The organism is Bacillus cereus group sp. BfR-BA-01380, from assembly GCF_022663535.1.
Lineage (GTDB): Bacteria > Bacillota > Bacilli > Bacillales > Bacillaceae_G > Bacillus_A > Bacillus_A cereus_BB.
Genome location: NZ_JAKUFS010000037.1, coordinates 1 through 24,641 on the forward strand (window position 1 = coordinate 1; position 24,641 = coordinate 24,641).

Genomic DNA, 24,641 nt, shown 5'->3' on the forward strand with positions numbered 1-24,641 from the left:
TTTAAAAAAGATGAGCCCTATTCAATTTAGGGATCACCTTCTTAAAACTGCCTAGGCTTTTTTAAAAATGTCCTTTACAAAGGGTACACTTTAAAGCGGTCAGGGCCTTTTTCTGCCACATGTGGAACAAAGGGAAAAAGCGAATGCGGGTCATGTTTTGTTCTGCATAGTAGCGATTTATGTAGTTAAACCAATCGGACTCTCCTAAACTAACTTCTTTGCTTTCTGCTGCATTTGAAGATGAAAGATTACTGTTCGTTAATGCAGGATAAATGGAGCCTTCTCAGAAGGCTCTATTTATTTTGTATACATATAAGACTGTAAGAGACGAGAAAAATCATGAGGAAGGGCTATATCTGCTTCAATTTGCTGTTTTGTAATTGGATGTAACATTGTAATATGAGCAGCATGCAATGCTTGACGAGAAAGCAGCTTTGTCTTACCTCCATATAATGCATCGCCAATCAGCGGATGACCGAGATAACTCATATGAACGCGTATTTGATGGGTTCTTCCCGTTTCTAATTGAACTTTAACAAGTGTTATGTTATTTTCTTTCGAATAATGCATGACCTCATAATGTGTTACAGCATGGTCACCTTTTGGAGAAACACGACGCCTTGATGCATGATGACGATCTCGTCCAATTGGAGCATCTATTGTCCCTCGCTTCTTTTGTACTTTTCCTTCAACAAGTGCCATATATGTCCTCTTAATTTTACGCTCTGTTAATAATCGATCCATAATCACACCGGCTAAAGCGTGTTTTGCAAAGACGACTCCACCTGTTGTGTCCTTATCTAATCGGTGAATGTGGCGCACCTTTGTTTCAATTCCTTGCATTTGCAAATGAAATGCTACATAGTTTGCTAATGTACCTGTCCCGCCTTTATTTGCAGGATGTGTGTCTACTTGAATTGGTTTATTAACAATTAATACATGATCGTCTTCATATATAACTTCTATATCATAAAACTCCGGTTCTACATCATACCCTTCTTGTATAAACATATGAACTTGCAATTTATCTTCTCTTTGCAATTGTTCACTCCACCGTTTTCCTTCTCCATTAACAAGAATACTTTTTTCCATACGATATTTGTGTAATAATTTTTTCGGAACTTGCCATTCTTCTTTCAAAATAGAATCTATTGTTCGTCCAGCCCATTCAGAAGGAACCGTAATTTCACACCATTCTCCCGTTTTCTTTACTTTCATATCATCACCTTATTTCTATTCATCTTCTTATTGTAACGGAAAATCGTCTCTCATGCATAATTAAAGACAGTTCCTGACCGAACTGTCTCCAATTATCACTTTATGCACGAAGCCTTTTCATTTCCTGCAACATTTCTTCAGCTTTTCTTTCATATGATAAATCTTGAAAAAAATCAGCTAACCGCTTGTAGTCATTGTAAGCATCTAATAATTGGTCTATCGTTGTATGATTATTTTTTTTCAGCGGTGTTTTTAGTTTAACAGGATAACGGTATTCTCCCATATCACGAATTTTATAATACTCCTCTTCTACTTGAATAACTTTCATAAGCTCACTTTCTTCTGCATCAAGTGTATATCCATCAAACTCGCGCAACAATTCATAAATAATATGTGTCTCTTTTGAATAAAAACCTTTTTCTAACCGATAGCCGACAATGCGATACATATGCCCATCATTTTCTGCAAATTGTACAGTATCATTCAATTTAAATTTAAAATAACGAAACATTGCCTTCCCCCACTCTTATATGTAATCTCCTTATCTCATACTATTCGCTAAAAGGGGGTAAAGCTATTCATACAAGTATCTCCCTCCTATAAGATGAAAGATACTTATTCATGCATGTTTTTCTGTTTCCTTTTGGTGAATGGAAGCCACCAGTTCCACTCGCCAAACATTTTCATTAAACTTGGTACAAGGATTAATCGAATAATTGTTGCATCAAGGAATATGGCTAGCGCAACGCCAAGCCCCATCTGTTTCACTGGCAAAATATCGGTAAAAGCAAATGCACCTGTAACAACGATCATAATTAACGCAGCTGACGTAATAATCCGGCTCGTTGACACTAATCCTTCTAACGTTGCATAATCGTTATCTCTCGTCTCTTCGTATAATTCATGAATACGCGAAATAAGAAACACTTCATAGTCCATACTTAATCCAAATACTAGCCCAAAAATAAAAATCGGCAATACAAACAATACCGAGCTTTGCTCTAATCCAAAATGACCTCCTTCAAAAAGCCAAATGACAATGCCAATCGTTGCACTTAAACTAAGCACATTCATCACAATTGCTTTAATTGGAATCAGGAGCGAACGAAACGCTAGTAATAAAATCAGAAACGTTGACGCAAAAATAACAGACATACCAACAACAACTTTGTCTTTAATTTCATCTTCTAATTCTTGCTGGAAAGTTGTCATTCCGCCTACATAATATGTTATACCTTCCGTTTTATAGTTTTCTTTAAACTCTCGTACCCATTGCTTTGCTTTCTCTGTTCTTGGCTTTGTATCTAGGGCAATTCCAATCGTTGTCTTATTCCCTTTCACATACGCCTCAAATAGCGGCTCTATTTGTGCACGATTTGGTGATTGCAACATTGCTGTCAATTGTTCTGCAGACATATTTCCAAGTTGTTCATATAAACTTTTCACTTCATATACATCTTTATCATTCTTTAGTTTCTGCACAACCTTTTGCAACGTTTGTAAATTCTCTTTTTCTGTTACATTTCCTTTTGTCTTAACGACAAGCGTCACATCTGCATGAGTTTTTACCGTTTTATTAAATGCATCTTCATAACGTTCAAAGGCAATGCGGGCCTCGCTTTTCTCAGGTAATGCTTCTACACCAGGAAACTGTAAATCCGCACCGCGAAGCGGCAATAAACAAACGATAATAAATGTAAATACAGCAATGGTCATCACAATTGGATATTTCATTACGAACTGTGCAAATTTACGCCACATCGGTGCTGTGCGCTTAACATTTTGGTTCTTTCCTAATATACGTTTTCCCATTAAAGCTAACAACGCTGGAAGCATCGTTAATGAAAATAAAATACTCATGATTACGACAATCATCCCGCTAATTGCGACAGCTTGAATATAATCAATTTTGAAAAAGAACAAACCAGACAAACCAACAAATACACATAAACCTGAAAAAATAATGGCGCGTCCTGCCGTTTGATAGGTAACCATAATCGCTTCTTTAACAGAACGATGTGCAAGCTCTTCTCGGAAACGATTCACAAATAATAGGGCAAAATCAATAGATAAAGCAAGCCCAATCATCGGCGCGACGTTCAGTACAAAAATAGAAAGTTCCTTTTGTTCTCCGATAAAATATAAAATCCCCATCGTACTAATAACACTTAGCGCTCCATTTAAAATAGGCAAAATCGATGCAAACAAGCTACCAAAAGAAAGTAATAGCACCAAAAACGCAATTGGCAACCCAATCATTTCTGCTACTTTTAAATCATTTTGTGTTCTCGTATTAATTTCATCATTAATAACCGGATATCCAGTTGGAGATATTTTGACCTCCCCGTTACTTTCTTTTTGAATATCCTTTGCAAATGCTAATGTTTTTTCCTTTCGCTCTTTACTCGTTTTCCCGGAAAATAAAATTGAGGCATAAGCAATATCTTCCTTCAGCATTGTTTTATTTTCTATCGGCCCATGAAAAGACTCGTAAGTTTCTTCTCTTTGAATTTTTTTTACAACCTCTTCAATTCTCTCTATAAATTTTTGCTGAGATACACCTTTCTCTTTTTGAAAGACGAGTAACAATGTATCTTGCGACTGTTTAAAATCTTTCTCTAATATCTTTTTTGTCGTTTGATAATCACCTTGTGTTTGAAATCCATCTCCGCCTAATACACCGGGAAGCTTCGGTGCAAATATACCAAGTAGCGCAGCTAGCAATATTAATAGCGCAATCGTTGTATATCGAAACCGATATAACAAAGCGCCGATCTTCCCCCATGTATCTACTTTATGTACAGTTGTTTTCACAGAGTCTCACCTACTCCTCTTCTATTCTTTCTCTTAGTGTATCATATCCACTCTTTCGTTCATGAAAAAAGCTACCCTTTCATCAAAAAAGGATAACTTTTCTTAACGCGCTGAATAAAAACGGTGTAAATAAATAGCGATAATAAGTAAGATACCGCTCATACAATAACCTGCTAACACATCAGTTGGATAGTGTACGGATAAAATGATCCGGCTTAGTCCAATTAAAACAATACATACACTGGCTACAATCGTTATAAAGTATTTTGCACCTGCACTTTTTACGTTTGCTGCGATCATATAAGCAAGAAATCCATACGTAACAATCGATAACATCGCATGTCCACTTGGAAAGCTATATCCAAGCGCATCTAACGCCTCGTTAATAGTTGGACGATCTCTTTTCACAATCGCTTTAATTCCTTTATTAATAAGATGTGTACTAAGAATGGAGAGAGGATATATAACCATTGCTACGTAATAACGTTTCTTCCAAAAACAGAACAGACTTATCGCTAATACACTTACAATCCCAATTCCAGAACCGAGTTTTGTCACATAACGAAAAAACGTAAGTGACGATTCTGTTTGCAGTCCTGTTACCATTCCTTTCACATACATATCAACTGTCGTTACACCGCCAGAATGTACTCTCCACGCAATGATGCTAGATGCGCAAAGCAAAAGTGCGATGCATACAATCTCATACATATGTAATTTCTTTTTCGACATTCAGTTCCTCCTGCTATAAAAAAACGCGATTTCCGCTAAGAAATCGCACTTTTTTATTACTTTTCTTTTCCTGTCTTCAGCTCTGTCCAGTAACGATCATACTCTTTTAATTTTCCGTTCACATCAACAAGCCATTCTGTACGATCTAGCTCTTCTTTTGCTAGGAAAATCATATGATTGTTTTGATACTCTTTACTGTGAAGAGTACGAGCCTTTTCATTTGGATTACTATATCCAATGGATTCATAGTTTTTCACGCTGACTTTTGGATCCATTAAGTAGTTAATAAATTTCTCTGCAAGCTCTTTATGTTTTGCACCTTTTGGAATTGCTAACGTATCTGCCCAAATCGTACCGCCTTCTTTTGGAACTACGTATTCAACATCTTTATTCTCTTTTGCAATGAACGCCGCATCTCCGGACCATACTGTACCAATCCATGCATCGTCTGTAATAAATTTTTGTTTAATATTATCTGTATCAAACGCTAATAAATTTGGTAGTAATTTTTGAACATCTGTAAAAGCTGTTTTTAACTCGGCATCATTTTGTGTGCTATTTGAAAAGCCATTTTTCTTAAGACCCATGCCAAGTACTTCACGAGAATCATTTAACAATGCTACGTGACCTTTATATTTTTCATTCCATAAATCATTCCAACTTGTCGGCTTTTCTTTCACATATTTTTTATTATAAGCAATGCCCGTTACACCCCATGTATACACGATAGAATACTTATTTTCTGGATCAAACGGAGGTGTCTTAAAGTTTGAAACGAGATTCTCTACATTCCGAATGTTCTTTTTATCTAACTGCTCTAACAAATTCATCTTTGTCATTGTTTTTACCATATAATCAGACGGTTGAACTAAATCATACTTTGCACCGCCTGCTTGTAATTTCGCAAGCATCTCTTCATTACTTGCATACTTATCATAATTCACTTTAACGTCATACTGCTTTTCAAAGTCTTTAATTACTTGCTCATCAAAGTTATCAGCCCAGCTGTAAATATTTAATTCTTCCTTCTTTTCGCCGCATCCAGCTAAAACTCCAGCAGTAATCCCGAAAGTAAGTGCTGTACTTGCGACTACTTTCAACCATTTCATTTGCATTCCCTCCTAGTTTGAACTTACTCATTCATCTTTTACTCGTTCATTTATCCCGCTATTTGCGGGCTTTCCATCAGTGGGGGATGAACCCTCCCCCACTGATGGAAGTTTCACTTTATTATAACGGAAGATGGCCGCCTGAATTTTCCTCTCCATCTGCACCTTTGCTGCGGAACATTTCAGAAGCAATCATTAATCCGACAATTACAACAATCAAAATTGTAGACAACGCGTTAATTTCAGGCGATATACCACGTTTTACCATACTGTAAATATACAGAGGCAATGTTGTTGAGCCTGGACCTGATACGAAGAAACTAATAACGAAATCATCAATAGATAATGTGAATGTTAATAGTGCCGCTGAAATAATACCTGGTGCGAGCCCTGGTAGCGTTACATAACGAAACGTTTGCCACGGCGTTGCTCCTAAATCACTTGCAGCTTCTTCTAAATCGCGCCCCATACCCGAAAGTCTTGCTGATAAAACAATAACGACAAATGAAATACTAAATGTAATATGAGAAAGAATAATTGTCATTTGTCCAAGTTCAATACCAAGTTGACTGAATAAAATTAAAAGTGATAATCCCATTAAAATATCTGGAATGAGAACTGGTAAATATACAAGTCCGTTAATTGCACCTTCAAAACGATATTTATAACGGTGCATTGCAATTGCAAATAACACACCTAACAATGTGGAGACAATTGTCGTGACAACAGCAATCGTTAAACTGTTTACAAGCGCATCAATTACATCCTGTTTTTGAAATAAATCTGTATACCAATGAAGTGTAAAACCTTGCCACTCCGCATTAATACGTGAGTCATTAAACGAATACAGCATAAGTACCATCATTGGTAAATAAAGAAACAATAAAATTACCCAAGAATAGGTGACTAAAAACTTTTTCATATTCGTTTATTCCCCTCCGTTTCCATAGTTATATACTTTCGTAGCCCGATAATATAAGTAAATTAACAGGATGGAGAATAACACAACAATCATAGATAATGCTGACCCAAATGGCCAATCGCGTGCACCTAAAAACTGATTTTGAATCACATTTCCGATTAATGCAACTTTCGAACCGCCCATTACGTCTGATACAACAAACATACCAATCGATGACACAAATACTAAAATCGAACCTGTCGCTATACCTGACATCGTCATTGGAATTGTTACATGCCAAAACGCTTTAAGCGGCGTTGCTCCTAAATCATAAGCCGCTTCTAATTTTCTCTTATCAAGTTGTTCAATCGCTGCATATACAGGCAAAATCATAAATGGTAAGAGTGAATATACCATCCCTAAAATAACAGATGGTGTATTGTATAGTAAGTTTAAAGGTTCACTAATAATACCTAATTTCAGCAATAGCGTATTGACAAGCCCTTGTGAACGTAAAATAACAATCCAAGCATACGAGCGGACTAAAAAGTTAATCCAAAACGGGATTGTTGCAAGAAGCAGTAAAACAGAACGCCATTTACGATCAACAATCGTCACTGTATAGGCGAACGGATATCCAATCAACAAACAAAGTACCGTTGTAATAACAGCAATTTTTACTGTTTCCCATAACGTCTCCATATAGAGCCAATCAAATACACGGCCAATATTCTCTAACGTAAAGTGCATTTCAACTGTTCCGTACGTCCCTCGCTGTAAAAATGAAAAAGCTAACACAAACAAGAGAGGTACTAAGAAGAAGATAAATAACCAAACAACTGTAGGTAATGCAAGTAATTTCCCTTTTCTCAATTTAAGGTCACCTCATCCTCTTGCTCCCAGCCTACATGCACATTGTCACCAATGTTCCACTGCTTTGCTTCTTCTGCACTTTGATACGCCATTAACAACTCGCCTGTTTTCTCATCGCGAATATATAACTTCTCCATATTTCCAACAAATTCAATATCTTCAATATGGCCAAAATGATACCCTTCAGCAGATGAATCTTCCACAGAACGTACTATCACGTTCTCTGGGCGTACTGCTACATACTTTTCCCCTGTTTGAACAATATTATTTTCTCCAATGAACGTCGCAACGAACAACGTTTCTGGTTTGTGATAAATTTCTTTTGGTGTTCCAATTTGCTCAATGTGACCTTTGTTCATAACCACAATGCGATCGCTCATACTCATCGCTTCTTCTTGATCATGCGTCACATAAATGAACGTAATCCCAAGATTTCGTTGTAAATTTTTCAATTCACGCTGCAAATCTTTTCGAAGCTTAAAATCTAGCGCTCCTAACGGCTCATCTAATAACAACACACGAGGATTATTCACAATTGCACGTGCAATCGCCACGCGCTGCTGTTGTCCGCCAGAAAGTTTAGCTGGTTTCCGATTACGGAATTCTGTCAACTGTGTTAACCGCATCGCTTCCTCAGCGCGTTCTCGTTGCTCCGCTTCAGAAACCTTTTGCATCTTCAGTCCAAAGCGAATATTCTTCTCAACAGTCATATGCGGAAACAGTGCATAATGCTGAAATACTAAATTCATATGACGTTTATATGGGGGTAAATCGTTAATTGTTTTTTCATCAAGCAAAATGACACCTTTTGTTGGTTTCTCAAAACCCGCAATCATACGAAGTAACGTCGTTTTCCCACAACCACTCGGACCAAGAATCGTTATAAATTCGCCTTCTTTAATGTCTAAAGAAAGAGGCGGAATAATAATTTGATCCCCAAAATGTTTTTCTACTGCTTCGACCTTAATAATATTTTTCATCTTCTCTTCCTATCTACCTCATATTTTTGATATTCATAAATAACCAAGTATTCTATATACAATAACTTTGTTTCAATCTCAACAAAAATGATGTTTAATCACGTAATACGAACGTAGTGAGTGGTGAATGAATGCCCGCCACTGATCGAAGCTTCACTTTATGTAATATGTTTGCTTCAATTTTACCCGATACACACCTTGAATAGAAAAACCCCTTCGTGTTGAAGGGGCTTTTATCATACTGACGCACCAATTGGTAAACACCATCATCATTTTAACAATTTTCGAATGAATTTTAAAGCACTTTTTGTAGAAGAATAGCGAATTTTCATATCAAACGCTGTCGATTGAGACAAAATGCTTTTATAATGTGAAAATGCTTGAAAACTCTGCTCTCCGTGATAGCTCCCCAAACCACTTTGACCAACACCTCCAAATGGTAAATACGGCGTTGCTAGATGATAGACAACATCATTAACACAACCGCCTCCATAGGAAATGGATTGCGTCACTTTCTTTTGCACCTTTCGTTCTTCAGAAAAAACATATAGTGCAAGCGGTTTCGGATGACGCTGAACAGTTGCTATGACATCTTCTATATGTTCATACTCTAATAATGGTAAAATCGGACCAAAAATCTCATCTTCCATTACAGTATCATTCCATGTCACATCTGTAAGTACTGTAGGTTCAATTAATAGTTTATCTTGATCATAATTCCCGCCTATTACAGCCTGACCGTCCCCTAAAAATGAACACAATCTTTCAAAATGCCGCCTGCTCACAATGCGGACATACTTTTCATTTTGCAATGGCTTCTCTCCATATTGTTCATGCACAGCTTTTCTCATTTCTTCTATAAATTGATCTTTAATGGAGGAGTGAACATATACATAATCCGGTGCAACACACGTTTGCCCCGCATTTAAAAATTTCCCCCATACAATTCGCCTCGCTGTCACATCAAGCTTTGCATCTTTATGTACAATGCACGGACTTTTGCCGCCAAGTTCAAGTGTAAGAGGCGTTAATTGTTTTGAAGCTGCCTCCATAACAATTTTTCCAACTCCCACACTACCAGTAAAGAAAATATAATCAAACGGCTCCTTCAGCAAAGCTGTGCTCACCTCGGCGCCGCCTTCCATCACAGCAACTAACTCAGATGGGAATAACTCCGTTAACATTTTTGCAAGAACGCTAGAAACATTTGGTGTTAACTCTGAAGGTTTTAAGACAACTGTATTTCCAGCCGCAATCGCTCCAACTAACGGGGCAACCGCCAGTTGAAACGGATAATTCCACGGGGCAATTACTAACGTTACGCCATACGGCTCCGGAATAATTTCCCCTTTCGATCCAATATGAGTCATTGCCGTTTTCACACGCTTTGGTTTACTCCATTTAGAAAGATTCTTTATCATAAAAGAAATTTCTTTTAATGTATATCCAACCTCTGTCGTATACGATTCATGCTCTGATTTATTTAAATCCAGCTTTAGCGCTTGAAAAATTTCAGACTCATAGCGCTGAATACTTTCATATAATGCTTGTAACTGTTTCTTTCTTTCATCTATTCTTCTTGTCTTCCCGCTATAAAAGTAGGATTTTTGTCGTTCCATAATAGAAGCAATCGTCATAAAACTTCCCCCCTTTACTTCATCATATATTATAATACATTTCTTGTTTCTTCTTACTTAAAAATAAACGGATATGTAAATTTTTTATTATATATACAAATTAAAAAATGGCTTAAAACCTTTTTTAGGAGGGCGAACTAGACAAAGATGTCAGAACATTAAAACGAATATATATTATTTTGTAAATGACTTGAAATATATGTTTCTATGAAAAAAGCTGTTGAAAGGAATTCCCTTCAACAGCTTCTCCATTTATTAACGATATAAACGAACTGCACCTGCAGAATTATCATCTGCTTGTCCAACTACTTCAAATTTCAATCCAAGATTCGGTACTTTACGTCCTGCATCTGGGAGTAAATTGTTCATATACGATTTAGAATCATCAAACTTCGTTACACCTGGCAATCCTTTGTAATCAAATGTTCCGCGTGCTGGATTTACAACTTTCCACGCTGGCGTTTGATTAAAGGAGAACGCAGCATCTGCAATTTGGTATCGTGTGCTATTTGCAACAGTTGGTTTACCATTTAATGTTCCCACAATTGCATCTGGATGAGAATCAACAAGACCTAAGAATCCTTCTCCAGGATGAACTCCAACCCAGTTATCTGTAAAGCTAGAGTCTGCATACCATACAAGAAGACCTGTATTATACACTGGACCACGGCCATGTTTTAATGCTTCATCAGCACCAGCATAGTTTCTCCACTCTAAATAGTAGTTATGCTTCTTCTTATCAAAACCGTCTGATACAACGAAGCCATTTAATTTTAATTTTGCATCGCCTTCTGCATCATCAGAGAACACAACATTTCCATTTACAGTTAATGTAGCATTATCAAGAGTAAAACCATTCGGTGCTAAACCACCATCTGTAATATATTCGAATACTAATTTTACTTTTTGACCTTTAAATTGGCTTAAGTCATATGACTTATCTACCCATTTACCGTCAGTTGTATCCATGTTGCCTTTCACACTTTCGTCACCGATTTTATCAACTAACGTTTTTGTTCCATCTTCCGCAACCGCATATACTTCAAGGAAATCATAATCCGCTTCAATTTCGTATAGCGTTTTGTAATCAAACTTTGCATTTGTTGCATTCGTTAAATCAAATAGCGGTGTTTCTAATGTCGTATGAAGATCGTCACCTTTTGTACTATAGTAGTACTGTTTACCAAATGCTGCTGGAATACCTTTTACATCTTTATCTGGTAAGTTTACGCGAATTAAACCAGGGCGAGCTGATTTCGTTACACTTTGATCTAAGTATGTCGCAAAACCGACACCACGATTTAATTTATCGTAGTCAACCTCTACAATGTTCGCCCAGTCTCCACCAATGTTCTTTTGAAAGAACTCTTTATTTTGCGGAGAGAAACTTGTTGGCGTTGTACCTGCAATGTTACCTGCCCAGCTGCCGCCGCTCATAATAGACCAAGATTGAACTGGTTCACCTGCACCAGTATACTGTGTATCATACTCATCAGGAAGACCTAAATCATGACCAAACTCATGCGCGAATACACCAACTGCTCCATCTTCTGGCTCAATTGTGTAATCGAACGCTGCCATTTTGCCGCCCCAATATGGAACTTTTGCTTCTGTTCCTTCAACTGGATATGGTTTTGGTCCAATTGTCCAGCGATGTGACCAAATTGCGTCATCTCCTAGTTTACCTCCACCAGCTTCTTGTCCAACACCAGCGTGAAGTACCATTAGATGGTCAACAAGTCCGTCTGGCTCATTTTTATTGCCATCACCATCCATATCATATTGATCAAACTCATCAAAATCAGCTAAGTTTAAACCGCTATCCACTGCTGCTTTTAACGCATCTTTTACAAGGTCTCTTGGTCCTAACGGGCTCTTATTATCATGACCACTGCCAGCATCATCCCCATAATCCGCTGCTTTACCAGGAACTGTTAACCACTTTGTTACTTTTCCATCTACCGTATAACTACCACCGGATTGCTCTTCATAATACTTCTTAAATGTCTCAATTTTTGATCCATCAAATAATGTAAACGGCTCATCGCCAAACAACATTTTTTGATAATGTTCTTGATTAAAATCGTTTGAATACATATAACCAGGCTCTTGATCAATATTGTTATGCTTAAAATCAGCGTATTCTACAAGTAACACAAGGACTTTATCTTTACGAACAGGTCCATTATATTCTTTTTGCTTTGCTGAAATAGTTGGTACTTTGCCGTTTAATCCCCCTTTAATAGGAGCTTGTCCAGCTACCGGACCACCAGCAGGTTGATTTGCTTTTTCTTTCGTATCTGCTTTTGCATCTTTAACTTTTTTCAAAAAGTCAGAAGCTCCTTGCGTAACACTATCCCCCGCTGCTGGTTCTTTTCCAGCATTTTCACCTTTTTTCTTCTCTACGTATTTTTCAACTGCTTTTAATGTGTCTTCTTTCGACGTAGAATCACTAATTACACCGCGTTTTTTCAATGCTTCTGCTAAACGATCCTCAGGAATTAAATGATCGTCGATTGGACTTGAAGACACTACATTAGACGGCGTTGCCGCATAAACAGATTGGCCCCCAAACCCAAATGTGCAACTAAGCACAGCTGTCGCCGCAAGCGTGGACAGCACTTTAAAAGGCTTTCTCTTCATCCCTATTCCTCCCTAAACAAAAATATGTACCAATGTTTTGATAATAAAAAAAATTCAATCATTTTACAAGATATTGTCTTAATTTGTAATATTATTGAAAAGATTCTTTGTTTCAAATGTGTAAATATTAAAATTTAATTATATTCCCGGAATATATTGATAATTATTGACAAAACTATTAAAATTTTTATATGTACTTACAAGATATTCGTCTTGTTTGGTAAATTTTGTTTTTTTAATGCAATTATACTCTTCGATATTATAATAGTGTTAATGTTTTTTAGTTTTTTAGCTTTTATTACTGTAATTATTAGGAGGCGTCATTTGTGCAAACAGATAACAAAGAAGTACTTGATTCAGAATGGATTGATTTATTGTTGGAAGCTTTAGATATGGATATTAGTAGTGCAGAAGTATCTAACTTTTTGCAACATGGAAATCAATCCGCGTAGAACTAGCCGACGTTGTATTTTTTAAAGAAAAATGTGTTATAATAAATTACATCTTAGGTATACAGTGAGAAAGGTGCGCTAATATGATCGGAGAACGTATAAAACGCCTGCGTCTACAAAGGGGCATCTCCCTAACAGAACTTGCCGAAAAAGCAGGCGTTGCAAAGTCATATATTAGTTCCATTGAACGAAACTTACAAAAAAATCCTTCGATTCAATTTCTCGAAAAGATTTCTAACGTTCTGCACGTTCCTGTTGATGTACTTCTTCATGATGAGCCGAATGACGAACATGCATTAGACTCCGAGTGGCTAAAACTCGTTAAAGAAGCCATGCATTCAGGTATTTCAAAAGAGCAATTTCGTGAATTTTTAGAGTTTAATAAATGGAAACAAAAGCAAAAATGATAAGGAAAGAGTGCTTTCGATGAAGGTACTCTTTTTATTTGTATTATAAAAAGCGGAGGAAATCCCCCGCTTTTGTTATATTTCTTACTTCTCTTCACCATCAGTTTGTGAAGCATTGAAAGTCCATTCTAAATTCAATTTGTCGCCTTGGAAGATGTTTTGATCTTGTCCGTTATCTTCGAAAACAAATTGCACCCATAGGTAATCCTCTGAACCAGCTTTTAATCCGCCTTCTTCACTCCATTCAGGAGCAAACACGTCTTTTGCAACTACATCTGGATCTGCTTTTTGCAGGTCAGCTAACGTTGTTTCATAGACTGGTTCGCTTTGTTTATCCCAGTTCCAGATAAACTTCACTTTAATGTGCTTACCAAAATCTTCACCATTATTGTCGCCTTTGCTATCAATTACTGTATATTTAGTTGCTAGCTTTACATCTTTGATTGCTAATGAACCTTTATTTTGTAATAAAAATTCTTTTTTCACAGAATCGCCTGGTTTTAAGTTGTCAATATCAACGATTGTTTTTGGATTAAGTGCAAGATCTAACGTACCCGCTGCAAATGTATTGTTGGATACCTCTTTATCACTAAAGAATGCAAACGTTCCTCCACCGATTAAAGATAACCCTAATGCTGCTGATGCTACTCCCATGCCTAACTTTTTCTTAAGACCCATTCTAAATTCCCCCAATTTTCTTTTTATTGTTAGCTCTTATGTAGATAAGAGGTGTAACTAATAAAACAATTGCTTCGTTTCTACATAATCGTTGCCCGTCTGCTACCTCATTATCTCTATGTATGTTCTTTAATAAGTTCCCTTGGGTTCATTATAAAGAACAAGTGGTATAGAAATAAAATCTCAAAAGGTTCTGTATTTTCTGTTTTTTCGTTGTTTTAATTTGTTTTCCTGTCTTTTTCGTTACTTTTCTTACAATTTCTCTATTTTTATACATATATGATACTTTTCTTTATTTTCGCTTCATTCGTTTTTCGTATACAAACAAGCCAATCATCATCATTCCAATTCCGATTAAAATTGTATTCATATAATCAGCACCTGTATGCGGTAACATTTTTAAGTTTAATAGTGAACTATTCACATTTGTATTGCCATTAGAATCTTTCAGTTCTCCTATATGACCAACTTATTCAGCATAACATACAAACTTGACTTGTTACTGCTTTGTTTCCGCATCTGCCTCTTTTTTATTTTCCTCAGGCTGTGCTGGCACCTGTGTAACTGGTTGATTTTTTTTCAACTGTTCTTCATTCGTATGATTCTCCTGCTTTTTCTCTTCTTGTTTTGAAGGCTGCCCTGTTTGCTGGGAAGAATCTGAAGGTTGTACAGATGATATGTTTACTTGTTTCTTGTTCTCTTCATTCATTTGTTTTTCTAGTGCCTCAATACGCTCATCTACTTTTTGTAACACCGCTTGTTTATCAACTTCACTGCGAATACTTTGAATTTCTGCAAAACCAGCTTGCACATATTTTAATACTCCTTGTGCAGAGCCCTCTTTATTTTTCTTTGCATCTTCTACCGCTTTGTTATTATATGATTCAATCTCCGTATAGTTAGTTTGCAGCGCTGCGATTTCCTTCTTAATCACTTCACGGTTCTGCTTCCATGTAACAAGCTTGTTCTCTAATTCTGCAGCAGTTTCATTTCCATTTGCTGCACTATTTATCACATTGTAATGATTGAAAATAGTTTCTCTATGTTGCTTTGCTTCCCCTGTTAACTTTTCAATTGTTTTCGGAAAAACCATTGCAGTCGACAAAGTTGCCTCTACTTTTTGTTGACTCAAAAAAGATGCTTCGGTATATGTCACTACTTGAGATCCCATATAAAAAGCCATAGAACATATACATGGTAATATAAGTATATTCCTTACTTTCTTTGAGGATTTTTTCATATTCACACCTACCATTGGATGAATTTATATTCCTTATAAAGAATTATAACATTTCATATAAAGAACAAGACCATCTAATACAGATAGTCTTGTGAATTTCTTAAACGTTATCTTTCTTCACCAGCAGCTTGCTGCGCATCAAATGTCCACTTCAATTGAAGTTTATCACCTTGAAATTCGTTTTGATCCTTGTTATTATCAACAAATTCAAATTTCTCCCTAAGCTTTACATATAAGAGTATAACTATTTATACAGATTGTCCTGCATCGGAAGACTTGTTTTTCTTTTCAGAATCAATGCTGCGCAATGCTCCAAAAATAGAAACCACAGAATAGCCTAACAATAAAACACCTGGAATGACTAATAACAATGCTGCTCCAGCTTTCGAATTTGCATAGTTTAGTAAATAACCAACATTGGGAACAGTAATATCTGCATATTTTCCAATTACATTTTCAGCAAGAACCGGGTTTAAATCAGGACCATTATTATTGTCCCCTTTTGTTTCATAGGCCACTTTTCCATTTATATTTTTCACATCAATGATGCGGTGGGTAATAATCTTGTTATTTTTCTCTTTAAACGTAATGACATCGCCTTTTTTATATTTTGAACCATCTTTTGTTGGTTCAATTGCAATAACAGATCCTGTTAAAAACGTAGGTTCCATCGAACCTGATAATACCGCCTTGAACTGGTATCCCATTACTGTTGGATCGCCGCCACTCGCCTTTGACGAAATAACCACAAACGCTAAAACAACCATAATCGTAAATAAAACAAAAGAAATAATATTACTAATCACTTTCCAAACTAACTTCATCTGTCTCCTTCCTTTCGTTTATTTCGTATTTATATGAGAAAATCACAAAAAACATTCAAATTCGACGTTCTTTTTAACGAACTCACAATTATATTATAACGAATATTCAAAAAACACAATGAAAAATAGGCAAAATTCATTTGCCTATTTTCATCGCGACAACATCTTCTGTTTTTTACGATTCCAAAGAAATACCCCAATACTAAGGAGAATAAGAATAGCTGCACCAATGCCAATCATTAGCTCATACGAAAAAGTAGACTTTGTTACACTACTCTCTTTCGGCTTCTCAAACACAACATCTTCTTTCGAAAGAACATTTATACTTTCTATCGTTTGATCATTTTTTTTAATATCTACAGTCCCAATAACATCACCGCGGTGAAGACCTGCTTTATATAAATTCGCCTCATCAACATGATTTTCTTTAAAAACAGCTTGTACATTTTTAGCTTCTCCTTGTTTTAATACAAGGTCAACACTTCGCTCCAACTCACCATCTACTGATTTATTCAAGTAAAGCATTTGCTTTGTCCAATTGTTTTTATCTAACACTTGCTGTTTCGCAAATTGCGGAAATGCATAATCAGCAATCTTTCTCATATCTTCATAAATTTCTGGCTTTTGTGAAGACATTACGACATTAATAATACGATTCCCATCTTTTTCATTTATTTGTACAAGTGTATTATGAGCTTCATTTGTAAAACCTGTTTTCCCGCCAATACAATTTGGATTTTCAAAATATTGTCCTTTATTAAAAATAGAAACAGTTTGTCTTGACGTTGTAACAGTTGTTCGCTTCGTATTCATTGCCGTCATAATTTCCGGATGCTTCATCACACCTCTTGTAATCATTGCCATATCATAAGGCGTTGTATAATGATTAGGATCATGAAGACCATTTGGCGTAACAAAATGACTATCTTTCGCACCTAATTGTACTGCCTTCTCATTCATCATCTTCGCAAAATTTTCTGGGCTTCCTGCCACACGCTCCGCAATCGCATACGCTACATCATTTGCACTTAACACCATCAAAATCATAAGTGCAGTATCCCGGTCTATCGTTTCTCCTGCTTGAAATTCAATTTGATAATTACTTTTTTCTTGTTCAAGGGCCTTTTGAGAAAAAGCAATTTGCTCTCCAGGCTTCACATGCTCCATCAATAAAATACTCGTTAACACTTTTGTTATACTAGCCGGAAAAGCACGCTGATGCGCATTTTTGTCATACAAAACATCACCTGTTTTCGCATCAATTGAAACAGCAAACTGCCCAAACACATTCAGTTCTGGCAAATTTTCTGCATACAACTTGACAGGAGCAAGCAAAAATAACCAGCTCGCAATAATCAAAGCCGAAATTTTCTTAAAATTAGACATACTACTCTCCCTTTTCTCCACTCTATATGTATACGGTTATTTATTATCAAAATGGAATACGTCACTACCCTTTTATTTACCAATTTCCAGTGTAACATAATTTTACAAAAAAATACATCCTAACAACACCTAAAATAAGGAGGAAAATCATTCCTCCTTATCTTTCTCGTCTGTTAAGAGATCTATAAAATTATTATGAGCTTCCTCTTCCGTTATCTCATCCGTTATCCCTATAAATGACCAACCATTTGATTCTACCCATTGCACAAACTCATTTGCAAATTCTTCATGAGATACATCTACATCAAGAACTGCTCCATTAACAGAAATCGTTCTATATCTTGGTACAAACATTTTAAAAGTTTTTCTTACCATACATACCCCTTCATTTATATAAAATATTATTTATTCTTTATATAATATATTAATAGAATAGCAAAAAATGAACTGTCAATCTGCCCTAAAAACGACTATATAAATTGAAAAAACGACATAAAAACCCCTTTCTTTTTAAGGGGAACAAGAGCATCTGGTCATGCATGGGTTAAAACAAAGGCTGAAAGCAAGTAGCTATCATATTGTGTTCTGCATGCCAGCGACTTATATGTCCATTTCGCATTTAATTGCTGTGCTGTTTAATATATTCATCGTAAACAGGTACTTCACTACCATTTCCAGCTCCAGCTCTTGCACTATTAAAAACCTTAACATCCTTCACATCTATTTCATTTATTTTAATATCAAGGTCGTGTACAATACGATGAGCATATCTTAAAGCTTGCGTATCATGATGTTTCACTGCGATATCATGTAATTTTTCAGCTCGTTCTAAATCTTCTTTCAAACCATCCTTCGATAACGAAACAGCTTCCTTCAACGTAACAGAAATTAATCCAAAAGAATTTTTAGACTCCTCCCACGCCGGGCTATTCACATCTTCATATTTTTCATACTTCTCCCAACCTGTTATATTGTTTAAATCGCTATGTATATCTGTTATTTTTTGCGGAACATTCTTTGATCGGTCCTCTTCCTTTATTCGTTCAGCATTTTCAGCCTTACTTTCTTTTTTATCCGTTTTATAAAACAGCTGTAAACCGCCAACTATGAATCCTACTAAAACAAGCCCCCCAACAACAAACACAATCCCTTTTTTAAACATAATGCCATGCTCCCCCTATATACCAATATCCTATTTATTCCATCATATCACATTTGCTAGAATATACCGTTTTATTACCTTATCATGTATAACTCATATATTGATGTAAAATGAAAAGCAATACCGTTCTGGTTATTATTTCAAATATTATAAATAAAAAGTCTTGTAGAGTTCATATCATTTCATTTATAATAGAAACAATAAAATAACAGAGATGTTTATACATCATCATTTCATCATGATCCCGTAGCTCAGCAGGGAGAGCGCCACCTTGACAGGGTGGAGGTCGCTGGTTCGAACCCAGTCGGGGTCATAAGTACAGAAACCGTGTCAAATCAACGTTTGATGCGGTTTTTATTTATTTAAACTCGTACGCTACAACGCTAGTGGTCACAGAATTGGTCACATTACCTACAAAATCTCTTCTATTTTGTTAACTGCATCTTCTTGCATCGTTGGTAATACATGCGAATAAGTGTCTAGTGTGATTTTGATGTTACTGTGTCCTAAGCGTTCAGAAATCACCTTCACGTTCACACCTTTAGCCAATAACAAAGTAGCATGTGTATGACATAAATCATGAAATCGAATCTTTGGCACAGCTGCTTTCTTAATCAAAGCGTTTAAACTTCGTCTAACATTAGCAGGATTGATTGGCGTTCCAGAAGGAGTACACATCACTAAGTCATTGTCTTGGTATTCCTCACCCTGACTCAGCTTCTCTTTTAACACTACTGCTCTATGCTTCTTCAGCTTAGCTACAGTCGATGTAGGCAATAGTATCTTTCGTAAACTTGATTTCGTTTTTCCTCCAACCAAGAACGTCTTTCCATCATGACTTAGCGTTTGACTAATAGTTAAATGCCCTTTTTCCAAATCAACATCTTTCCACCGTAATCCCAGTAATTCCCCTTGTCTCATTCCAGTCACAAGAGCTAAATGAAAGACAATAGAATACCTGCTATCCTGCGCAGCTTTCAAGAATAATTGTACTTCCTGTTCGTTCCACACCATTAACTCTTCCTTATCACCTTTGGGTAACTTCGTTTTTGCTGCAACATTTTTACTAATTAACTCTAAATCTATTGCATGTTCAAGAGAGTTCCGAATGATTTTGATTATCTTCTCAATTGTTCCTCGCTTTAAACCTTCGTCTCGCAGTGAATTAACGTAGTTTTGCATATGCAATGATGTTAACTTAGCTAGTTTGATATTGCCTAGAGAAGGGATAATACGACTGTTCAAATAGCCTTTCAGTACTCTTGCTGTTTGAATACCGACACTGTGCTTCTTCGTATTAAACCAACTCTCAAGATATTCACCATAAAGTAGTTTACTAGGTTCTACATATGTCCCTATATGAACTTCTGAAAGTACCATTGTTAAAGCATTTTCTGCTTCTTTTTTAGTAATGAATCCTCTTTTCTTTTTTTGCTTTCTTTTACCCGTTAGAGGGTCAATACCAATATCTACAATATAAAAATACTTTCCTGTTTTCTTATCTTTTTTGACGCTACCTTTCATTGTTAAGAGCCTCCTTGGAGTCCTTAACTGTGCTGTATATGGTAGTTTTATTATAACGTATAATCTTGGTATTTCTACGATTCAGATTTTGTGATTCAGAAGGAAGGTCTGTTCATCACAGAACTTCTAGGCAAAGAACAAGTAGATGAAATGAAGAAAGAGTTATTCAGAGGAGCGAGAGAATCAGTTTTCTTGTATCCTAATAAATAAAATATTAAGCAAAAGTATTGAAATTAAATTATAAAAAGGAGGATTTTAGTGTTAGAAGTTATTAATGAACAAGAAGTATTAGGCAAAGAATTTAGAATTTATGGAGATGCTGACAATCCCCTCTTTCTAGCAAAAGATGTGGCTGAATGGATTGAATATAGTGGAAGAACTGGACAACTTCTAAATACTGTTGACGAGGAAGAAAAGCTGATGCATACATTATATGCATCGGGTCAAAAGCGTCAAATGTGGTTTTTAACAGAAGATGGTCTTTATGAGATTCTAATGCAATCACGCAAGCCAATTGCTAAAGAGTTTAAAAAGGAAGTAAAACGAATCCTTAAGTCAATCAGAAAAGATGGTGGCTACATTGTAACCAACGAGGATGACGATGATTCAACTATTATGGCGAAGGCTTTAATGGTCGCACAGAGAACAATTGACAATCAGAAGAAGCGACTTGAAGAAGCGAATAAGAAGATTGAGATTGATGCCCCAAAGGTTACTTTTGCAGACACTATCATTAAATCAGATAAGTCTATTGGTGTTGGCGACTTGGCTAAACTAATCTCTAATGAGGTTGTTAAAATTGGAAGAAATAGACTGTTTGAAAAGCTACGAGAGTGGAACTTTGGTCGAAACTATACCACAGGAAGGGCATGTTAATGACAACTTCTCCGAGGCAACCCGAATAAATAGCGTGTCTTCTCTCATTTCGTGTGAGATATATCTAAGTTTTTCATCTAACAATTTCACCACATCATCCATTTTACAGTACCATCCCTTACTTAAATAATAGGAACAGTATGAACAAATTGTTGGAATTTCAATCAACTTTGGAAAGAACCACTTTCATTTTGCATTAAACAATTGTTCTGATAGCAACATCAACATCAATATTAGTAACAGTTAAACAATAACAAAACATCAAGGTGCAGAACCTTGCTACTACTGATTTCACAATTCACTGTAAAATATCACCATATAATTATACTCTATCGATAACAATGGATATTTAAATTACTTTTCTTACTTAAAAAGTTCCACTTACTCCTACAGACATTACTACACAAAGACTTATATTCAATTTAGCAGAGATATTGCATCACTAGCTAAAATTTTGCTCTATACTAGTATAAAGGTAACTAAGCGTATTTGCTCTTGTAATTGCAAATGAGGTTTTCCACAGTTATACCTTCAATTTCTAAACAAAAAAAAAGCAGGTAACCAAAAGCCTACTTTCTCCTATTTCACAATTGGAGAAACAACACTCTATACTTAGCTTAAGTTAATATCGGTTTAAATTCATTATGTGCATAAATATGTTCACTCAAATCATAATTAGGTGGACATCTAAAAAGAAACTTTTCAAGTTCATGTATTTCTTCATGTGTAAATAAATCAACAAACAGGTCTGAATAGAATCCCATTGCAAATAACTTACTTATTTGCATGTTTTCTTCAGACTGCGGATAATAAGATGGTTTTATACCATTATCCATACTTTCCCATTTTTTTAAATAATTCGATGTATTAGACAGCCTTCTATATTTAATTGCCATTGCTAACAGGTCTGAAATGAATATTCCTTTTTTTTCCTCCACCTTATCCTTTGACTTTAGCTTATTGAATACACTCTGAACCTCCTTAGGGATTCTAATTGCCTTTTTTTCTTGTTCATTTACTATGTAGAATTTTAAATCTTCCGTTGGAATAGTGTCCAGATTCTTTCTTTTTAGATTTGTAGGTCCTTTCATAAACATTCCCCCCTATGGTATGTCTCTTAAAACTTACATTCTTATTCTATAATATGAAAACACAGATAGACAGGATTTATTGTTATTGATTTCCTTCAAAAAAGGACAAGACTTTCTACTCGTTTCACGCCCTTCCACTATTTCTTTAATGTAATGCTACTAACCTTTTAAATAATGATTAGTGATAAAATCAAAATTTTATTACGACTGTATTCAAAAAGGATAGCAATGTAGTAGCTATCCCTTTCATCCAAGTATCAATATACATTTACTATCATTTATTAGTTTCTTTTAACATATTAATACAAGCTTGCAATCTCTCGTCTCTTTCATCAAGTTTTTTAGAAAAACTTTTTATGTCTGCTTCTATGCTGCTTAATTTCCTATCTATAGAGGATATTCTTCCCTCCATGGACGATAACCTTTCATCCATAGGTGCTATTTTTCCATCTATGGTCGAGACCTCTTGTTCTTTCTTATTGCCCACATGCGATATTTTTCCACCTAAATGTTGTAACTTTTCATCTAATACCTTTTCAAATAAATCTAAAATCCGCTTTTCATCCACATATAACACTTCCTTTAATAATATAGAAGAACCGCTGTACATTCCTATGTCTAGCTAGTTGCTTTTACAAATAACATTGAGGTTAATCTACGGCAGATGAAACCAAAACTTGTAAACCTTTAATCACTTAATAAATCATGCTTATCAAGTTCATATATGTTATATAAAATAGTATCAATTATTTCTATAGTCTGTTGTAATATTTCAATACTTGGTTCAACAATATCATGAACAGCACTATTACCTATATTTTTTATTTTTTGTAATAATAAAGCCTGAGTAAAAATAATATGTCCCTCTTCATATAAACCAAATATCCTTCCCGCAAGGTTATCAGTATAAATCTCTTTATTTTTCTCATTTAACTTTTTAGAACCATCTTTATCGTAAATATGTCCTTTTTTAATATTTAACTCGTTGCAAATTCCTTCGATGATTGTTCGTAGTCCTGCAGCACATAGAATATTTTGTTGTGAATTATATACGTTAATTGTTTGTTTATATAGGTTATTTAGATTTTGTGGAACATATCGAAATAGTTTCGGTGGCATAAAATACAACATTTCAAATTCCCTTTTCCATATTTCTTCATCGGTTTCTACCTTGGGCTCTTCGGGATAAACAGTAAAAGTATCTTCTATCTCTCCATTAATACGTTCCACCTTAAATTCATCACCATATTGACGAACAAATGATGTATTATCACAACCTGCACATTGTACAATATAATAGTTATCATACCAGTAGAAATCATCATCTCCACCTGATTTTTCTTTATAACTTGTTATTATTAAATGTTTGGTCTTCCCTTTACATCTACTACAATAAACTCTTTCTCTTAATTCTTCCATTAGCTAATCACCCTATAATATTATAAAGGAAAAATCCTACGATGTGCAAAATTTGGTATAAGGGATTCTAATAGACAAAAAAGGACTTGAAGCACATCCAAGTCTTGTCATTGTTAAAAATGTTACACCATTAACATTCATTAGTTAAATAAGTTAATGATGTATATTTTTATCGTAGGTTTCTGCAACAAACACAAAGTCTAACTCCTCTTTATTAATAAAGACACTTGTTTTAGAGCGAAAACCTGTTATTGTAGAAACAATATCTACCTCAACAAGGTCAAAATTCACGTTATATGGATACTTCTCCTTCTTCCGCTAAACTGCCTTGCTAGTTTAAGTACATTCTTTCACAATCTATATAAAAGACGGGGTTTATTAGTTTTTGTAATAGATAAGATACATTTTTAATATTATCTTCCATTCCAAATGGTATTAAAGAAGAAAAAGGGTATAAACAAACTTTACACCCCCCTTTGTATAGGAGCATTTTAAAGAACTTCATCTCATATCGGGTTATTCACAAAGATTTTGTATGCATTAGGAAGGTTCTAAAGCATATAAAAGGCTAGTTCAGTCTTCCTGTCTAGTTTCTTTAACATATTTTTCATAAACATAGTGTTCCTGTTCAGCAAGTAAGAACGACCTTAAAGAAGAAATGCCTTTTCTAACAAC

General features: G+C 35.4%; 24 protein-coding genes, 1 tRNA gene and 1 pseudogene. 4 read left to right on the plus strand and 22 right to left on the minus strand.

The genetic code is table 11. The annotated features are described in order from the left end of the window. Positions 1-297 precede the first annotated feature (297 nt). The 10 genes from MR076_RS23440 to MR076_RS23485 form a co-directional block, all read right to left on the minus strand. Entirely contained in the window at positions 298-1,218 is a 921-nt protein-coding gene (locus MR076_RS23440) for an RluA family pseudouridine synthase (RefSeq protein ID WP_242224656.1), read from the minus strand. Positions 1,219-1,318: 100 nt separating this feature from the next. Further along, on the minus strand, positions 1,319-1,729 hold the full coding sequence (locus MR076_RS23445; RefSeq protein WP_242224657.1) for a histidinol dehydrogenase: 411 nt from the start codon (positions 1,727-1,729) through the stop codon (positions 1,319-1,321). 104 nt (positions 1,730-1,833) lie between these two features. After that, on the minus strand, positions 1,834-4,032 hold the full coding sequence (locus tag MR076_RS23450) for an MMPL family transporter (protein ID WP_242224658.1): 2,199 nt from the start codon (positions 4,030-4,032) through the stop codon (positions 1,834-1,836). A 102-nt stretch (positions 4,033-4,134) separates the two neighbouring features. Beyond that, positions 4,135-4,764 carry a phosphatase PAP2 family protein gene (locus MR076_RS23455; protein ID WP_242224660.1) on the minus strand — a complete coding sequence of 210 codons (630 nt, stop codon included), beginning with the start codon at positions 4,762-4,764 and terminating at the stop codon, positions 4,135-4,137. 56 nt (positions 4,765-4,820) lie between these two features. Next, positions 4,821-5,873, minus strand: a complete 1,053-nt coding sequence (locus MR076_RS23460) for a polyamine ABC transporter substrate-binding protein (RefSeq protein ID WP_242224662.1) — start codon at positions 5,871-5,873, stop codon at positions 4,821-4,823. A 121-nt stretch (positions 5,874-5,994) separates the two neighbouring features. Then, complete coding sequence (locus tag MR076_RS23465; protein ID WP_242224664.1) at positions 5,995-6,795, minus strand: ABC transporter permease; 801 nt, start codon at positions 6,793-6,795, stop codon at positions 5,995-5,997. Positions 6,796-6,801: 6 nt separating this feature from the next. Beyond that, a complete protein-coding gene (locus MR076_RS23470) occupies positions 6,802-7,647 on the minus strand; it encodes an ABC transporter permease (protein ID WP_242224666.1) in 846 nt (281 codons plus the stop codon). Beyond that, complete coding sequence (locus MR076_RS23475) at positions 7,644-8,627, minus strand: ABC transporter ATP-binding protein (RefSeq protein WP_242224668.1); 984 nt, start codon at positions 8,625-8,627, stop codon at positions 7,644-7,646. The genes MR076_RS23470 and MR076_RS23475 overlap by 4 nt, the downstream gene beginning before the upstream one ends. Before the next feature lie 269 nt (positions 8,628-8,896). Beyond that, the gene (locus MR076_RS23480) at positions 8,897-10,264 is read right to left on the minus strand and encodes an aldehyde dehydrogenase (RefSeq protein WP_242224669.1); all 1,368 of its coding nucleotides are present in this window, start codon (positions 10,262-10,264) and stop codon (positions 8,897-8,899) included. A 255-nt stretch (positions 10,265-10,519) separates the two neighbouring features. Continuing rightward, the gene (locus MR076_RS23485) at positions 10,520-12,907 is read right to left on the minus strand and encodes an immune inhibitor A domain-containing protein (protein ID WP_242224671.1); all 2,388 of its coding nucleotides are present in this window, start codon (positions 12,905-12,907) and stop codon (positions 10,520-10,522) included. Between the two features lie 326 nt (positions 12,908-13,233). On the opposite strand from MR076_RS23485, the gene MR076_RS23490 reads away from it, so the two are divergent. Together MR076_RS23490 and MR076_RS23495 are read left to right on the plus strand one after the other, a co-directional pair. Further along, complete coding sequence (locus MR076_RS23490; protein ID WP_242224673.1) at positions 13,234-13,359, plus strand: anti-repressor SinI family protein; 126 nt, start codon at positions 13,234-13,236, stop codon at positions 13,357-13,359. A gap of 83 nt (positions 13,360-13,442) precedes the next feature. Continuing rightward, complete coding sequence (locus MR076_RS23495) at positions 13,443-13,766, plus strand: helix-turn-helix domain-containing protein (RefSeq protein ID WP_242224674.1); 324 nt, start codon at positions 13,443-13,445, stop codon at positions 13,764-13,766. A gap of 84 nt (positions 13,767-13,850) precedes the next feature. On the opposite strand, the gene calY is transcribed toward MR076_RS23495, so the two are convergent. The 8 genes and pseudogenes from calY to MR076_RS23535 form a co-directional block, all read right to left on the minus strand. Continuing rightward, positions 13,851-14,444 carry a biofilm matrix protein CalY gene (calY, locus tag MR076_RS23500; RefSeq protein WP_242224675.1) on the minus strand — a complete coding sequence of 198 codons (594 nt, stop codon included), beginning with the start codon at positions 14,442-14,444 and terminating at the stop codon, positions 13,851-13,853. A 292-nt stretch (positions 14,445-14,736) separates the two neighbouring features. Further along, entirely contained in the window at positions 14,737-14,868 is a 132-nt protein-coding gene (locus tag MR076_RS23505; protein WP_242224677.1) for an LPXTG cell wall anchor domain-containing protein, read from the minus strand. 75 nt (positions 14,869-14,943) lie between these two features. Further along, positions 14,944-15,600 (minus strand): DUF4047 domain-containing protein, encoded by a 657-nt coding sequence (locus tag MR076_RS23510; RefSeq protein WP_242224678.1) that lies wholly within the window; start codon positions 15,598-15,600, stop codon positions 14,944-14,946. 191 nt (positions 15,601-15,791) lie between these two features. Next, positions 15,792-15,911: pseudogene (locus MR076_RS23515) on the minus strand (TasA family protein); the annotation flags it as partial. Positions 15,912-15,932: 21 nt separating this feature from the next. Continuing rightward, positions 15,933-16,508, minus strand: a complete 576-nt coding sequence (gene sipW / locus MR076_RS23520) for a signal peptidase I SipW (protein WP_242224680.1) — start codon at positions 16,506-16,508, stop codon at positions 15,933-15,935. 150 nt (positions 16,509-16,658) lie between these two features. Continuing rightward, the gene (locus MR076_RS23525) at positions 16,659-17,894 is read right to left on the minus strand and encodes a D-alanyl-D-alanine carboxypeptidase family protein (protein ID WP_242224682.1); all 1,236 of its coding nucleotides are present in this window, start codon (positions 17,892-17,894) and stop codon (positions 16,659-16,661) included. 147 nt (positions 17,895-18,041) lie between these two features. Beyond that, on the minus strand, positions 18,042-18,269 hold the full coding sequence (locus MR076_RS23530; RefSeq protein WP_242224683.1) for a hypothetical protein: 228 nt from the start codon (positions 18,267-18,269) through the stop codon (positions 18,042-18,044). Between the two features lie 244 nt (positions 18,270-18,513). Continuing rightward, positions 18,514-19,056, minus strand: a complete 543-nt coding sequence (locus MR076_RS23535; protein WP_242224684.1) for a hypothetical protein — start codon at positions 19,054-19,056, stop codon at positions 18,514-18,516. Positions 19,057-19,296: 240 nt separating this feature from the next. On the opposite strand from MR076_RS23535, the gene MR076_RS23540 reads away from it, so the two are divergent. Continuing rightward, a tRNA-Val gene (locus MR076_RS23540) sits at positions 19,297-19,369 on the plus strand. A 98-nt stretch (positions 19,370-19,467) separates the two neighbouring features. Here MR076_RS23540 and MR076_RS23545 read toward each other — a convergent pair. Next, positions 19,468-20,580 carry a tyrosine-type recombinase/integrase gene (locus MR076_RS23545; protein ID WP_242224685.1) on the minus strand — a complete coding sequence of 371 codons (1,113 nt, stop codon included), beginning with the start codon at positions 20,578-20,580 and terminating at the stop codon, positions 19,468-19,470. 258 nt (positions 20,581-20,838) lie between these two features. Between MR076_RS23545 and MR076_RS26630 the strand changes: the two genes are divergently transcribed. Beyond that, positions 20,839-21,456, plus strand: coding sequence for a BRO family protein (locus MR076_RS26630; protein WP_242224687.1), 618 nt, complete (start codon positions 20,839-20,841; stop codon positions 21,454-21,456). 617 nt (positions 21,457-22,073) lie between these two features. On the opposite strand, the gene MR076_RS23555 is transcribed toward MR076_RS26630, so the two are convergent. The 3 genes from MR076_RS23555 to MR076_RS23565 all read right to left on the minus strand — a co-directional run bounded on the left by MR076_RS23555 (position 22,074) and on the right by MR076_RS23565 (position 23,966). Continuing rightward, positions 22,074-22,547 (minus strand): hypothetical protein, encoded by a 474-nt coding sequence (locus MR076_RS23555; RefSeq protein ID WP_242224689.1) that lies wholly within the window; start codon positions 22,545-22,547, stop codon positions 22,074-22,076. 274 nt (positions 22,548-22,821) lie between these two features. Then, entirely contained in the window at positions 22,822-23,115 is a 294-nt protein-coding gene (locus MR076_RS23560; protein WP_242224690.1) for a hypothetical protein, read from the minus strand. A gap of 119 nt (positions 23,116-23,234) precedes the next feature. After that, the gene (locus MR076_RS23565) at positions 23,235-23,966 is read right to left on the minus strand and encodes a DUF4145 domain-containing protein (RefSeq protein WP_242224692.1); all 732 of its coding nucleotides are present in this window, start codon (positions 23,964-23,966) and stop codon (positions 23,235-23,237) included. Positions 23,967-24,641: the final 675 nt, after the last annotated feature.

Bases quoted from the DNA above. Each gene is read 5' to 3' on its own strand.
- MR076_RS23440 (WP_242224656.1), bottom strand. From the start codon at position 1,218: ATGAAAGTAAAGAAAACGGGAGAATGGTGTGAAATTACGGTTCCTTCT.
- MR076_RS23445 (WP_242224657.1), bottom strand. From the start codon at position 1,729: ATGTTTCGTTATTTTAAATTTAAATTGAATGATACTGTACAATTTGCA.
- MR076_RS23455 (WP_242224660.1), bottom strand. From the start codon at position 4,764: ATGTCGAAAAAGAAATTACATATGTATGAGATTGTATGCATCGCACTT.
- MR076_RS23460 (WP_242224662.1), bottom strand. From the start codon at position 5,873: ATGAAATGGTTGAAAGTAGTCGCAAGTACAGCACTTACTTTCGGGATT.
- MR076_RS23465 (WP_242224664.1), bottom strand. From the start codon at position 6,795: ATGAAAAAGTTTTTAGTCACCTATTCTTGGGTAATTTTATTGTTTCTT.
- MR076_RS23475 (WP_242224668.1), bottom strand. From the start codon at position 8,627: ATGAAAAATATTATTAAGGTCGAAGCAGTAGAAAAACATTTTGGGGAT.
- MR076_RS23480 (WP_242224669.1), bottom strand. From the start codon at position 10,264: ATGACGATTGCTTCTATTATGGAACGACAAAAATCCTACTTTTATAGC.
- MR076_RS23485 (WP_242224671.1), bottom strand. From the start codon at position 12,907: ATGAAGAGAAAGCCTTTTAAAGTGCTGTCCACGCTTGCGGCGACAGCT.
- MR076_RS23495 (WP_242224674.1), top strand. From the start codon at position 13,443: ATGATCGGAGAACGTATAAAACGCCTGCGTCTACAAAGGGGCATCTCC.
- calY (WP_242224675.1), bottom strand. From the start codon at position 14,444: ATGGGTCTTAAGAAAAAGTTAGGCATGGGAGTAGCATCAGCAGCATTA.
- sipW (WP_242224680.1), bottom strand. From the start codon at position 16,508: ATGAAGTTAGTTTGGAAAGTGATTAGTAATATTATTTCTTTTGTTTTA.
- MR076_RS23525 (WP_242224682.1), bottom strand. From the start codon at position 17,894: ATGTCTAATTTTAAGAAAATTTCGGCTTTGATTATTGCGAGCTGGTTA.
- MR076_RS23530 (WP_242224683.1), bottom strand. From the start codon at position 18,269: ATGGTAAGAAAAACTTTTAAAATGTTTGTACCAAGATATAGAACGATT.
- MR076_RS23535 (WP_242224684.1), bottom strand. From the start codon at position 19,056: ATGTTTAAAAAAGGGATTGTGTTTGTTGTTGGGGGGCTTGTTTTAGTA.
- MR076_RS23545 (WP_242224685.1), bottom strand. From the start codon at position 20,580: ATGAAAGGTAGCGTCAAAAAAGATAAGAAAACAGGAAAGTATTTTTAT.
- MR076_RS23555 (WP_242224689.1), bottom strand. From the start codon at position 22,547: ATGAAAGGACCTACAAATCTAAAAAGAAAGAATCTGGACACTATTCCA.
- MR076_RS23565 (WP_242224692.1), bottom strand. From the start codon at position 23,966: ATGGAAGAATTAAGAGAAAGAGTTTATTGTAGTAGATGTAAAGGGAAG.